This is a genomic window from Mesorhizobium shangrilense, from assembly GCF_028826155.1.
Classification (GTDB): Bacteria; Pseudomonadota; Alphaproteobacteria; order Rhizobiales; family Rhizobiaceae; genus Arvimicrobium; species Arvimicrobium flavum.
Genome location: NZ_JAQGPN010000001.1, coordinates 2633637 through 2646866 on the forward strand (window position 1 = coordinate 2633637; position 13230 = coordinate 2646866).

12 protein-coding genes are annotated in these 13230 nt (G+C 65.6%); 9 read left to right on the forward strand and 3 right to left on the reverse strand.

The annotated features are described in order from the left end of the window. Positions 1–140 precede the first annotated feature (140 nt). On the reverse strand, positions 141–695 hold the full coding sequence (locus PD284_RS12675; protein ID WP_274630625.1) for a histidine phosphatase family protein: 555 nt from the start codon (positions 693–695) through the stop codon (positions 141–143). 252 nt (positions 696–947) lie between these two features. Here PD284_RS12675 and PD284_RS12680 point away from each other — a divergent pair, with 252 nt between their 5' ends. The 3 genes from PD284_RS12680 to PD284_RS12690 all read left to right on the forward strand — a co-directional run bounded on the left by PD284_RS12680 (position 948) and on the right by PD284_RS12690 (position 4550). Continuing rightward, positions 948–1895 carry an AEC family transporter gene (locus tag PD284_RS12680; protein WP_274628551.1) on the forward strand — a complete coding sequence of 316 codons (948 nt, stop codon included), beginning with the start codon at positions 948–950 and terminating at the stop codon, positions 1893–1895. Positions 1896–2042: 147 nt separating this feature from the next. Then, on the forward strand, positions 2043–3500 hold the full coding sequence (locus PD284_RS12685; RefSeq protein ID WP_274628552.1) for an NAD-dependent succinate-semialdehyde dehydrogenase: 1458 nt from the start codon (positions 2043–2045) through the stop codon (positions 3498–3500). A 30-nt stretch (positions 3501–3530) separates the two neighbouring features. Beyond that, on the forward strand, positions 3531–4550 hold the full coding sequence (locus PD284_RS12690) for an aldose epimerase family protein (protein ID WP_274628553.1): 1020 nt from the start codon (positions 3531–3533) through the stop codon (positions 4548–4550). 71 nt (positions 4551–4621) lie between these two features. Here the strand turns inward: PD284_RS12690 and putA are convergent, their stop codons facing one another. Next, positions 4622–8248 (reverse strand): bifunctional proline dehydrogenase/L-glutamate gamma-semialdehyde dehydrogenase PutA, encoded by a 3627-nt coding sequence (gene putA, locus PD284_RS12695; RefSeq protein WP_274628554.1) that lies wholly within the window; start codon positions 8246–8248, stop codon positions 4622–4624. 168 nt (positions 8249–8416) lie between these two features. Here putA and PD284_RS12700 point away from each other — a divergent pair, with 168 nt between their 5' ends. Then, positions 8417–8872, forward strand: a complete 456-nt coding sequence (locus tag PD284_RS12700; RefSeq protein ID WP_274628555.1) for an Lrp/AsnC family transcriptional regulator — start codon at positions 8417–8419, stop codon at positions 8870–8872. Between the two features lie 61 nt (positions 8873–8933). Then, positions 8934–9863 (forward strand): sugar kinase, encoded by a 930-nt coding sequence (locus PD284_RS12705; RefSeq protein WP_274628556.1) that lies wholly within the window; start codon positions 8934–8936, stop codon positions 9861–9863. A gap of 28 nt (positions 9864–9891) precedes the next feature. Here the strand turns inward: PD284_RS12705 and PD284_RS12710 are convergent, their stop codons facing one another. After that, positions 9892–11076 carry a winged helix-turn-helix domain-containing protein gene (locus tag PD284_RS12710; protein ID WP_274628557.1) on the reverse strand — a complete coding sequence of 395 codons (1185 nt, stop codon included), beginning with the start codon at positions 11074–11076 and terminating at the stop codon, positions 9892–9894. Between the two features lie 389 nt (positions 11077–11465). On the opposite strand from PD284_RS12710, the gene PD284_RS12715 reads away from it, so the two are divergent. Genes PD284_RS12715 through PD284_RS12730 form a run of 4 tightly spaced genes read left to right on the forward strand, consistent with a single transcriptional unit; the run spans position 11466 to position 13212 of the window. After that, positions 11466–11831, forward strand: a complete 366-nt coding sequence (locus tag PD284_RS12715; protein WP_274628558.1) for an NADH-quinone oxidoreductase subunit A — start codon at positions 11466–11468, stop codon at positions 11829–11831. Next, positions 11822–12403 (forward strand): NuoB/complex I 20 kDa subunit family protein, encoded by a 582-nt coding sequence (locus PD284_RS12720; protein WP_274628559.1) that lies wholly within the window; start codon positions 11822–11824, stop codon positions 12401–12403. The genes PD284_RS12715 and PD284_RS12720 overlap by 10 nt, the downstream gene beginning before the upstream one ends. 5 nt (positions 12404–12408) lie before the next feature. After that, positions 12409–13008, forward strand: coding sequence for an NADH-quinone oxidoreductase subunit C (locus PD284_RS12725; RefSeq protein ID WP_274628560.1), 600 nt, complete (start codon positions 12409–12411; stop codon positions 13006–13008). Positions 13009–13020: 12 nt separating this feature from the next. After that, positions 13021–13212, forward strand: a complete 192-nt coding sequence (locus PD284_RS12730) for a hypothetical protein (RefSeq protein WP_274628561.1) — start codon at positions 13021–13023, stop codon at positions 13210–13212. Positions 13213–13230 lie beyond the last annotated feature (18 nt).

The following is a 13230-nucleotide window of genomic DNA, read 5'->3' on the forward strand; positions in this document are numbered from 1 at the left end:
CGGCTCTCTATTCGCTTTTCGGCTTGAAGGGAAGTCACCTCGCACCCCGCGGGCCATTGCCCATATGCGCGCGCAAACGGGCCGATTCAAGTCCGGAGATGCCGTCGCCGATGACGCTGCACCGAATTCTGCAGCTGCGCTCAGTTGAAGATGATACGGCCGAGCACCCGGAGCCCCGTATCGGATGGCGCCACGATCACAGCTTCGCCTTCGCGCGGCGAGATTCCGGCCAGCGCGCGGATGTTCTCCAGATGCGTAACCATGACCATGTTTCCCGAGCCGGTAAAGGCGCGGATTTCGTCCAGCACCTTCTCATTGGCCTCGAGAGCGGCCTCTTCGTCCTGCGGCAACTGGTCGAGCGGCGGGAAATCCTCGGCCTTGGTGTCTTCGAAGGCAATGCGTGCGGTGTCGCGCGCGCGGCAGTAGCGGCTGGTCAGGACACGTTCGGGGTTCCCCACCCTGGCGGCGAAAAGTGCACCGATCTTCTCCGCCTGCTGTTTGCCGCGGGCGGACAGATTACGCTGGGTGGGGCATTTCGCGAGGTCGAAATTCGCAGGATCGCCGACACCAGGCGCGGTGGCGTGCCGCAGCAACACCACGCGGCCGCCGTCGCGCAGCAGAGCCCAGCCCGCTTCGGTTGCCAAAGCAGGCGTCACCGCGAGGCAACAGACCAAGCCCAGTAGAAATCGGATCATCATTTTCTCCAGCCGCAACCATATAGGGATGCAAGCGGGGAGGGGAAGCAAGCTGACGGCAGGGAGGGTGGGCAAACAATCGCGTGACCGATGGGCCGCAGATGGGCGCCCGTGGCTGCATCGATCTGCCATGGAAAACTGCTGTGACGCGAACCGTGGTCGCCTTCTGAACCTTGCGCGCTGGCGCACCAGGTTTCCGCCGGACAATGCGTGGCACATTGCCTGTCCGGCCGGCCTTGCCTATCACGAGGCATGTCGCCGATCGTGGAAACCACTCTCTTTATCTTCGGACTGATCGCGCTCGGCTACCTGGCCGGGCGGACAGGCTACCTCAAGCGCGAGGTTGGGGACGGGCTGTCGGCGTTCGCGGTGCGGGTCGCGTTGCCGATGCTTCTGTTCCGCACCCTCGTCGAGGCACACCTAACCGGCCTGCCGTGGGGACTTTGGGCGGTCTACTTCACCGCGGTGACGGTGGCCTGGACGACAGGGCACTTGATCACCACGCGCGGCTTCGGCCGCGACAGCCAGGCGGGCGTGGTCGGCGGCGTGTCGTCGGCATTCTCGAATCTGGTGCTGCTCGGAGCACCGTTCATGCTCGGCGTGTTCGGACAGCCGGGTTTCGAACTGCTTTCGCTGCTCATTTCCATCCACCTGCCGATCATGCTCATGGTGTCCATGGCGCTGTTCGAGGTGTTCGGGCGGCCGAAGGGGGCGTCATTCGAGATCCTTCATTTCATCCGCTTCTTCCTCGGTCAGCTGGTGCGCAATCCGCTGATCATCGGCATCATCGCCGGCCTGCTGTGGAGAACTTCAGGGATCCCGCTTCCGCCCCTCGCGGATCGCTTCGTCGATGCGCTGGCCAACATCGCCGCACCGGTCGCGCTCTTTGCCATGGGGATTGGGCTCGGAAAGTTCCCGGTGTCCGGCAACATACGCCCGGCGCTCGTGCTGTCGGCGGTGAAGCTGTTCCTGATGCCGGCGGTCGCGCTCGCCGTCGCGGTTGTTGCCGGGCTTCCCCCGTTCACGACCAAGGTGGTGGTGATCGCTGCGGCGCTGCCTTCGGGAGTCAACTCCTACCTGATTGCGACGCAGTTCGGCACCGGCCAGGCGCTCGCCTCGAATCAGATGACGATCGCCACGGCCGTCGCCGTGGTGACGATGTCAATCTGGCTGGGTATCCTGCAATTTCTGTTCGGATGATCGGTCTGACGGGGCCTGTGGCTCCAGCATGACCGGGGCAAGTGTTCGCTTGCCGCAACGAAATCGATGCGCGAAGATTACCCCAACATTCACCATCTTAAGATGAAAGCGCGCGCCTTCGGGCGCGCCGCATAGAGGTTCAGGAAAATGCTGCAGAAAACCAGCCACTACATGCGACAGGCGAACCTGATCGGCGGCGAGTGGGTCCAGGCCGATTCAGGCGCGACGATCGACGTCATCAACCCGGCCACGACCTTGAAGATCGGCGTCGTGCCGAAGTCCGGCAAGGCGGAGACGCGCCGCGCGATCGAGGCGGCCGAGACGGCGTTCCATGTCTGGAAGAAGACTTCCGCGCTGGAGCGCTCCAAGCTGCTGCGCAAGCTGCACGACGCCATTATGGACAACCAGGACGCGCTCGCTGAACTGCTGACCATGGAGCAGGGCAAGTCGCTGGCCGAGGCGAAGGGCGAGGTCGGCAGCTCGGCAGCCTACGTGCTGTGGTTCGCCGAGGAGGCGCGCCGCACCTACGGCGACGTCGTGCCGTCGCCTTGGGCGGACCGCCGCATCCTCGTCACCAAGGAGCCGGTCGGCGTCATCGCCGCCATCACGCCGTGGAACTTCCCGTCCTCGATGCTGTCGCGCAAGATCGCGCCGGCGCTGGCGGCGGGCTGCACAGCGGTCGTCAAGCCTGCCTCGCAGACGCCCTATTCGGGTCTGGCTTGGGGCGCGCTCTGCGAGGAGGCCGGCTTCCCGAAGGGCGCGGTGAACATCCTCACCGGCTCGGCCGGCGAGATCGGCGACGAGATGTGCTCGAATCCACTGGTCAAGAAGCTGACGTTCACCGGCTCGACCGAGATCGGCAAGATGCTGATGGCCAAGTGCGCCTCGACGGTGAAGAAAGTGTCGATGGAACTCGGCGGCAACGCGCCGTTCATCGTCTTCGACGACGCCGATCTTGATCGGGCGGTGGAAGGTGCGATCACCGCGAAGTATCGCAACTCCGGCCAGACCTGCGTGTGCACCAACCGGTTCTTCGCGCAGGCGGGCATCTATGACCGGTTCGTGGAGAGGCTGGCCGCGGCGAGCAACAAGCTCAAGGTCGGGCCGGGCCTGGAGGAGGGGACGCAGCAGGGTCCGCTCATCGACGACAAGGCTGTCGAAAAGGTCGAGGAATTCGTCAAGGACGCCGAATCGAAGGGCGGCAAGGTCGTCACCGGCGGCAAGCGCCACGCGCTCGGAGGGTCGTTCTTCGAGCCGACCGTGATTTCGGACGCCACGCCGGACATGATGTTCATGAAAGAAGAGATTTTTGGGCCGGTCGCTCCCGTGTTCAGGTTCGACACCGAGGAAGAGGCGGTCAAGCTCGCCAACGACACCGAGTTCGGCCTTGCCTCCTACTTCTACACCAGCAATCTCGGGCGCGCCGTGCGCGTCATGGAGGGGCTGAAATACGGCATGGTCGGCGTAAACGAGGGACTGATCACGACGCCCGAAGCGCCATTCGGCGGGGTGAAGGAATCCGGGCTCGGGCGCGAGGGCGGCCACCAGGGCATCGAGGACTACCTCGACACGAAGTATGTCTGCATGGGCGGTCTGGGACTTTGACGACCAAACCGATCAGTTGAGGGGAAGCACATGGACGGTGAGGTCTTCGGCCACACGCCAGAGGGTGAAACCGTCCATGTCTTCCGCATCTCGGGCGGCGGGCTCATGGCGCATGTCATCAACTGGGGCGCCGCCGTCCAGGACCTGAGGCTTGCCGGCCACGACGCGCCGCTGGTGCTCGGCTACGAGGCGTTCGACGACTATTTTTACCATTCGCCCTACTTCGGCGCGACGGCCGGACGCTACGCGAACCGCATCGCCAATGGCCGCTTCGTCATAGACGGGCGGCACTGCCAGACTGATCCCAACTTCCTCGGTAGGCACACGCTGCATGGCGGCGCGAAGGGATTCGGAACGCGCATATGGGACGTCGCCCTGCACGGCCCCGACTTTGTCACGTTCTCCCTGCGCAGCGCCAATGGCGAGATGGGGTTTCCGGGTGCGATGGACGTCACGTGCACGTACCGGTTGAAGATACCGGGCACGCTGTCGATCGAGTATGCCGCCACCGCCGAGGAGCCGACGCTGTGCAACCTCGCACATCACTCCTATTTCAATCTCGACAACGGGGGCAGCGGCGATATCCTCGACCATGACCTTTCGATCATGGCCGGGGCGTATCTGCCGGTGGACTCAGAGATGATTCCGACCGGCTTCGTGCATCCGGTCGACGGAACCGTGTTCGACTTTCGGCGCGCGCGGCCGATTCGCCTGGAATCGGAAGGCGAGCAGGTCCCTTACGATCACAACTTCTGCCTTGCCGCATCGCGTGGTCCGCTGCGTCATGCAGCAACCGCCAGCGGTGCGCGCTCCGGGGTGCGCATGGAACTCTGGACGACCGAGCCCGGAGTGCAGTTCTACGCCGGTCAGCGCGTTGAGCGACCAGGCACGCGGGGTCTCGGGGGGCGCAGCTACCGCGCCTATGCCGGCTTCTGCCTCGAGGCGCAAGTCTGGCCCGATTCACCCAACCGTCATTATTTTCCGCAGGCTGCGTTGTGGCCAGGGCAGCGGTATCACCAGATCACGGAATACCGGTTCAGGATCGACTGACGGCGCCTGCCGCCGAGGCGGCAGGATTTCATCGGGCAAAAACCGGAGGCCGCTACCCGAAATTCCCCGCCCTAAGCCGTTGCCAGCAGGCTCGCGTTGCCGCCGGCAGCTGTCGTATCGACGCAGACGGCGCGTTCATGGCAATAGGCAGCCGGGTAGATGACTTCCGACACCAGCGGCACGACGGCGCCCTTCTGGCGCGTCAGCGCCTTGCGATAGCCGCGCAAGGTCTCGGCGTCGGCAGCGCTCGCCACGAGGTCGATCGACAGCGCCTGCAACTCTTCCGGACTGAGCTTTCCGTCGATCGCGGCGAGCGGCAGGCCCTTGCCGGTGAGCGCCTGCAGGGCGGCGGAGGCGCTGGGCGCCACCGCGACCACTGCATTGCCCGCGGCGAGAGCCTGGATCGCCTGGGCAAGCAGCGTATCTGCAGCGGGGCCGAGAACGACGCTCCGGCCGCGCGGCGCAAGGCTGAGTGTGTTTGCCTCTCCGGTCGGTCCGGGCAGGTCGGCCGCGCCGTATTCGAGCGCGGCGGCGGCCGAGATCGCAGCCGCGCCCTTGCCGCGCAAATGCTTCCGGAGGATTGCGATGCGGTCCGGCCGGCCGGACCATCCGACCGCAGCGGCGGTCGGCATGTGCTCGGCAACTTTTGTCGCAGTCACCGCCTCGCCGGCCGCGGACGCAGCTGCGGGTCGCACTGTTTCTGCTGCGCGGCGGAACCTGCGCAGATAATGCGGCCCGCCGGCCTTCGGCCCGGTCCCGGAGAGGCCTTCGCCGCCGAACGGCTGGGACCCCACCACCGCGCCGATCTGGTTGCGGTTCACATAGATATTGCCGGCATGGATGCCGTCGACGATGTGCTGCACGCGCGCCTCGATGCGGGTGTGCAGGCCGAAGGTGAGGCCGTAGCCCTTGCGGTTGATGGCCGCGATCACGGCGTCGATCTCGTCGGCCTCGAAGGTCGCCACATGGAGCACCGGGCCGAACACCTCGCGCTGCATCTCCTCGATGCCTTTGACGCGGAAGACATGCGGCGCGACGAAGCGGCCGTCAGCTGGGGCATCGACCCTGGCGATTAGCCGGCCCTGCTTCTCCATGCTCGCGCAATAGTCGCCGATGGACGCCTGCGCCTCGTCGTCGATCAGGGGACCGACATCGGTCGAAACCAGCCACGGATCGCCGACGCTGAGCGCTTCCATCGCGCCCTTCAGCATTTCGAGCATCTTATGCTCGACGTCTTTCTGCACGTAGAGAAGCCGCAGTGCGGAGCAGCGCTGGCCCGCACTCTGGAAGGCCGAGGCGAGGATGTCGCGCACCGCCTGTTCGGGGAGTGCGGTCGAATCGACGACCATGGCGTTCATGCCACCTGTTTCGGCGATCAGCATGGCGTCGGGCGCGGCGTTTGCGGCGAGTGCCGCCTCAATCATCTTGGCGACTTCGGTTGAGCCGGTGAAGCAGACGCCGGCGATGCGCGGGTCAGCCGTCAGCGGTGCGCCCACCGTAGGGCCGTCGCCCGGCAGGAGCTGGAGCACGTCCTTCGGCACGCCGGCCTCGTGGAGCAGCGCGACCGCGTGCGCGGCGATCAGCGGCGTCTGCTCGGCCGGCTTGGCGAGCACGCTGTTGCCGGTCACGAGTGCCGCCGCGATCTGGCCGGTGAAGATGGCGAGGGGGAAATTCCAGGGCGAGATGCAGGCGATGGCGCCGCGCGCCTCGGTTCCCGCCTCAGCACTTGGCGCCTCGGCCGCATAGTAGCGCAGGAAGTCGACCGCCTCGCGGACTTCCGCGATGCCGTCGGTGAGCGTCTTGCCGGCCTCGCGGGTGGCGAGCGCGAAGAATTCCACCGCGTTCGTCTCGTAGAGATTGGCGGCTTTCTGTAGGATCGCCGCACGCTCGCCCACGGGCCGTGCCGCCCAGGCTGGCTGGGCCTCGACCGCGATCTTCACCGCCTTGTCCACCAGCGCGGCATCTGCCTCCAATACGGTGCCGGCGACGTCCTTCGGTCGGGCTGGGTTGGTGATACTGCGCTCCGTCCCGTGGCCGCGGGCAGGGGTGACGGGCGCGGCGTGCCAGCGATTATTGCCCGCGAGCTCGGCCTTGCTTGCCTCTATGGCATCCAGCGTCGTGATGTCGGTGATGTCCCAGCCCCTGGAATTCCGTCGGCCGGCTCCGAAGATGCTGGCGGGGCGCGGAATGGACGGGTTCTCTGCCGGCCCGTGCGTCTCGATGGCGGTCAGCGGATCGCGCACGATGTCCTCCACCCGCACGTCCGTATCGGTGATCTGGTGCACGAAGGACGAGTTGGCGCCGTTCTCCAGCAGGCGGCGCACGAGGTAGGCGAGCAGGTCCGAATGCGCGCCGACCGGCGCATAGATGCGGCAGCGCGTGCCTTCCTGCTTGCGCACCGTCTCGTGAAGCGCCTCACCCATGCCGTGGAGACGCTGGAACTCGAAGCTCTCGCGATCCGACGCCATCGCCAGCACCGCGGCGACGGTGTGCGCGTTGTGGGTCGCGAACTGTGGATATATGCGGTCCGTCATCGACAGCAGTTTTCGCGCGCAGGCGAGGTAGGAAACGTCGGTATTCGGCTTGCGGGTGAAGACCGGGTAGCCGGAAAGACCCATGGTCTGCGCGCGCTTGATCTCGGTGTCCCAGTACGCGCCCTTGACAAGGCGGACCATGATGCGCCGGTCCAGGCGGGCGGCCAGCTCGTAGAGCCAGTCGATGGCGAAGGCCGCGCGCGGGCCGTAGGCCTGCACGACCACGCCGAAACCGTGCCAGTCGGCGAGCTGAGGCTCGCTGAGCACGCCCTCGATGACGTCGAGCGAGAGGTCGAGGCGGTCTGCCTCCTCGGCGTCCACGTTGAGGCCCATGCCGGCCGATCGCGCCGCCAGCGCAAGGGAGCGCAGGCCGTCGATCATCACCGGCAGCATCGTCTCGCGCTGGGAGACCTCGTAGCGGGGATGAAGCGCCGAGAGCTTCACCGAGATGCCGTGGTTGTAGCGGGTGTCGGCGCCGGACGAACTGCTGGCGAGTGCGGCTATGGCGTCCGCGTAGGCGCGGTGATAGCGCAGCGCGTCGGCTTCGGTGCGCGCCGCCTCGCCAAGCATGTCGAAGGAATAGAGATAGCCCTTCGAGATCATCGCGCGGCCGCGCCTGACGGCCTCGGAGATAGTGCGCCCGAGTACGAACTGCTCTCCCATCTCGCGCATGGCCGCCGAAACGGCGGTGCGTATCACCGGCTCGCCCAGCCGCCGGACCATGCCGCGCAGGATGCCCTCGACCCCACCCTCGCTCTCGTCGAGCACGCGCCCGGTCAGCATGAGCGCCCAGGTCGAGGCGTTGACGAAGATGGAACTCGATCCCCCGGTGTGACCCGACCAGTCATGCGGCGCGATCTTGTCGCGGATCAGTTCATCGATGGTTTCGGTGTCCGGTACGCGCAGCAGAGCTTCCGCCAGGCACATCAGGGCGACGCCCTCCTTGGTGGACAGGCCATAGGCGGAAAGGAAGACCTCCATCAGCCGCGGGTCGGACGATGCGCGCACCGCGCGAACGAGGTCGCCGGCGCGGCGGACGATCTCCGCACGCCTGTCGACGGAGAGTTCCGTTGCGGCTGCCAGGCGGGCCACCGCCTCTGTCTCGTCGGGCAGGTAGTTCGCGCGGATCTCGCTGCGAATCGCTTCAAGCTTGCTGGACGACATGGCTGGCCCTCGATGGCGGTGAGAGTGATCCCGAATGAGGCTTGCCGCAAGCGGCTCCCTTGCCGCCAAATAGCATGACTGAACCGAAGGCCATGGACCGATTTCGTTGCAAAATCAGGTCATTTGGTCCAAAGATTATGCGAGTGATAATTCCTTTGGACTGATATTGTGGCGGACGCAGATCAAATAGACCGCTTCGACCGAGCCATCATCCAGGCCCTGTCGCGCAACGGCCGCCTGTCCATGGCGGAGCTGGCCGAAAAGGTGGGGCTGTCCAAGACGCCCGTGCAGGCGAGGGTCAAGCGGCTGGAGGCGGAAGGCTACATCCGTGGCTACGCGGCGATCGTCAATCGCGAGAAGATGGGGGAGGGGCACGTGGCATTCGTCCAGGTCAAGCTCTCTGACACACGCTCGGCGGCGCTCGACGCCTTCAACAGGGCTGCCAGGGATACGCCCGAGATCGAGCAGTGCCATATGATGGCTGCCAGTTTCGACTACCTGCTCAAGGTCCGCACAAGGGACATCGCGGCCTACCGGCGTGTGCTGGGCGAGAAGATCTCGGCGCTGCCGCATGTGGCGCAGACGTCCACCTTCGTGGCAATGGAGACCGTCAAGGATCGGTAGGCGACCGCTGGATAATTCCGGCCTGCCGAGCTAATGCGGCGCGCAGGATCCAGGAGGTCACATGGCAAACACGGGAATCGCGTCCGTCGGGGAGTGCATGCTGGAGCTGTCGGGCGGCGACGGTGGAAACTGGCGAATGGGCTATGCGGGCGACACGTTCAACACGCTCTGGACCCTGCGTGCGCTCGTCGAGCCTGGAATGGCGACGGACTATGTCAGCGCCTTCGGCGACGATCCGTTCTCGGAGCGGCAGATCGACTTCCTGAAGGAGAGTGGCGTCGGCATAGCGTCGAGCCCGCGGATCAAGGGGGCGCGGCCCGGTCTCTACGCGATCACGCTCAATGGCGCGGAACGCTCCTTCACCTATTGGCGCAACGATGCGGCCGCACGCCAGCTCGCGTCAGACCCCGCCGCCCTTGCCGCCAGCCTCGCCAAGAGGGATCTCGTCTATTTCTCGGGCATCACGCTGGCAATCCTGGAGCCCGCTGCGCGCCGCGTGCTGGTCTCGGCGCTCGCCACGGCCCGTCGTGCGGGCAGCCTGGTCGCCTTCGATCCAAACTATCGCCCACGTCTTTGGAGTTCCGCGGATGACGCGCGCGCGGCGTTCGACGAGGCGCTGGCGGCCTGCGACATCGCGCTGCCGACCTTTCCTGACGAGGAGACGCTCTACGGCGACGCCGATCCGGCTGCGACGGCCGCCAGGCTGCGCAGCGCGGGCGTTCCCGAGGCTGCGGTGAAGAACGGCGAGATGCCGGCCCTCGTCGTGGATCGGTCAGGAGCAACGGAAGTGCCCGCGAACACGGTCAACGCCTTGGACACCACGGGGGCGGGCGATTCGTTCAACGGCGCCTATCTCGCGGCAAGGTTGCGCGGTGAAGCTCCTGCCGATGCGGCGAAGCGTGCTCACCGCGTGGCGGCATCGGTCGTGCAGGTTCGCGGTGCACTCGCGCCTCACGAACGCCTCCGCGAGGCTTTTGCGGCCGGAGCCTGAGCCGTCCGGCTCGCGGTGCCGGGGCTTCTCAGAACTGGCGGGCGAGGGCAGGGCCGAGGTCGCCGGCAGGGGTGACCTCGGTGGCGTCGAGCCCGAGCCAGCCCTGCATGAGGCGAAACTCCTCGGCCAGCTCTGCCGCAGTGTCGGACGGAGCGCCGGACTCGGCGAATGCCGCGTGGACGCGCAAGACGCCGGCGGGGCGGTCAGCCTTCACATCGACGCGGGCGACCGGCGAATCGCCGAGCAGGAAGGGCAGAACGTAGTAGCCGTGCTGCCGCTTTTCCGCGGGCGTGTAGATCTCGATCCGATAGCGGAAGCCGAACAGCCGCTCCGCGCGCGTGCGTTCGAATACAAGGGGATCGAACGGGGCCAGCAGCGCCCGCGCCTCGATCTTCCGCGGCAATCTGGCGTCGCGGTGCAGGTAGACCTGCCGCTGCTCCCATCCTGCCACACGGACAGGAAGGATCTCGCCCGCCTCCACCAGTTCGGGAATGTGCGCCTTGGCGGCCTCGGGCGACTGGCGGAAATAGTCGCGAAAGCAGGCGGCGGTGCCGATGCCCAGCGCCTTCGCGGCGATTCCAAGGAGCTGCCGCTGGGCATCCGGCTCCGAAGGCGCCGGCCTGGACAGGATTTCCGCCGGGATCACCCTCTCCGGCAGGTCATAGAGGCGTTCGAAGCCCCGGCGCGACGCGGTGGTGATGCGGCCCGCCCAGAACAGCCATTCGAAGGCGTGCTTGGCATCGCTCCAGCCCCACCAGCCGCCGGAACCCTTGTGCCCGTCGATCCCGGACGCCGCGATCGGGCCGCGCGTGCGCACCTCCTGATAGATCTCGTCGACGAAGGCCTTGCGCTCCCGCCCGAACGCGGCGAGCTGCTTGTAGATGCCCTGGCCCGCGGCGGCTCGGCGCATCCTCCACTGCATCAGCGGCCAGGTGTCGATCGGCAACAGGGAGGCTTCGTGCGCCCAGTATTCGAACAGCCGCCGCGGCTTTTTGGACGCCCGTTCGTCGAGGGACGCCATCGGGTAGGGGCCGAGCCGCGAGAAGAGGGGCATGTAGTGGGCGCGCACCACGGCGCTTACGGAGTCGATCTGCAGGAGCCCGAGCCGACTCACTGTGCGGTCGAGCTTTCGCCGGGTGGGCGGCGCTTCGGACCTGCCTTCGCCGAAGCCCTGCGCGGCAAGCGCGATCCTGCGCGCGGCCTTGAGTGACATGCTGTCGCTTCTCATCGATTCCGCTGTGCTCCTCGCGATCACCAGCGCCGTCCGTTTCCCGGCGTACCCCGCGGAAATCGTGTTCCCGAAGGCGGGCAGTCGTGCAAGCCGACGATTGCAACACTGCTGACATGGCGCGACAGCTTTGTCTCGACCGTGCCTGTACGTCAGCCGTAAAAGTGGAGTAAACGAGTAAAGAAAACAAAGCGCATCGTGCGCCTATTTGTGGCGTCAGAAGGTCAGGTTGGGCTTGCTTCCCCCGGGTGCCTGCGCTAACGCTCGCCGCGTTGCAACATGACTTTTCGGCAGACCGGCCGCCGCAAGGGCGGCAGCTAAATCCGGTTCAAATTCAAATCTCCGGAGGTCGGGTCGAAACGAGGCGCCGTGCGATGAACGAGTTATTGAGTTCCTACCTACCCGTCGTAATCTTCATCGCTGTCGCGCTGGTCATCGGCATCGCGCTCGTGGTCGCGCCGTTCCTGGTCGCCTATCGCAATCCGGACCCGGAAAAACTCTCCGCATACGAGTGTGGCTTCAATGCATTCGACGATGCGCGCATGAAATTCGATGTGCGCTTCTATCTCGTGTCCATCCTTTTCATCATCTTCGATCTAGAAGTCGCATTCCTGTTCCCGTGGGCGGTGTCGTTCGGGGAGATCGGCATGTTCGGATTCTGGTCGATGATGGTGTTCCTTGGCGTGCTCACGATTGGCTTCATCTATGAATGGAAGAAGGGAGCGCTGGAATGGGATTGAACGACGGTTCCACGACGCTCGTCGCACCCCGCCCGAAGGGCATCATCGATCCGAATACGGGTAAGCCGATCGGGTCGGATGACCGCTTCTTCGGCGAGCTGAACAACGAGCTTTCCGACAAGGGTTTCCTGGTCACATCCTCGGAGGCGCTGATCACCTGGGCGCGCACCGGCTCGCTGATGTGGATGACGTTCGGCCTGGCCTGCTGCGCCGTGGAGATGATGCACATCTCCATGCCGCGCTACGACGCCGAGCGCTTCGGCATCGCGCCGCGCGCCTCTCCGCGCCAGTCGGACGTGATGATCGTCGCCGGCACGCTGACCAACAAGATGGCGCCGGCGCTTCGCAAGGTCTACGACCAGATGCCGGAGCCGCGCTACGTCATCTCGATGGGCTCCTGCGCCAATGGCGGCGGCTACTATCACTATTCCTACTCCGTGGTGCGCGGCTGCGACCGCGTGGTGCCGGTGGACATCTATGTGCCCGGCTGCCCGCCCACGGCCGAGGCGCTGCTCTACGGCATCCTTCTTCTGCAGAAGAAGATCCGCCGCACCGGCACGATCGAGCGGTGAATGCAATGAGCGAAGCCATGAACGAACTCTCCGCCTATCTCGGCGAGAAGCTCGGTTCGAAGATCGGCGAGGCCCTGGTCGCCTACGGCGAGCTGACGGTGACGGTCGAGCCGCACGATGTGATCGACGTGCTGACCTTCCTCAAGCGCGACGCGCAGTGCCAGTTCGTGTCGTTCATCGACATCTCGGGCGCCGACTATCCGGCCCGCGAGAAGCGGTTCGATGTCGTCTACCACCTGCTGTCGCCCCGCCAGAATCAGCGCATCCGCGTGAAGGTGAAGGTGGACGAGGACACGATGGTGCCGTCCGCCACACCGGTCTATCCGGGCGCCGACTGGTTCGAGCGCGAAGCGTACGACCTTTATGGCATTCTCTTCTCGGGTCACCCGGACCTGCGCCGCCTCCTCACCGACTACGGTTTCGAGGGGCATCCGCTGCGCAAGGATTTTCCGCTGACCGGGTTCGTCGAGGTTCGCTACGACGACGAAGCCAAGCGCGTCGTCTACGAACCGGTGGAATTGAAGCAGGAATTCCGGAATTTCGACTTCCTGTCGCCCTGGGAAGGGACGGACTACGTGTTGCCCGGCGACGAGAAAGCCAAATGAGGTTGATCGTCGATGCCAAGGCTGCTTGCGGCGCTCGTCATCATCTGCGTGCTGGTGGCGCTGCTGATCTATGCGCTTCGGATCGTCTCACGGCTGCTGTCCGGCAGAAGCGAGGCGGTCGGCAAGGGGCTGGCCGTGGTGATAATAGCGGCCGCGGCCTACACGGTGTTCGGACAGGGTTTCCTGTTCGGCTATCTGGAGTAACTGGCGTCTCCGACGCTG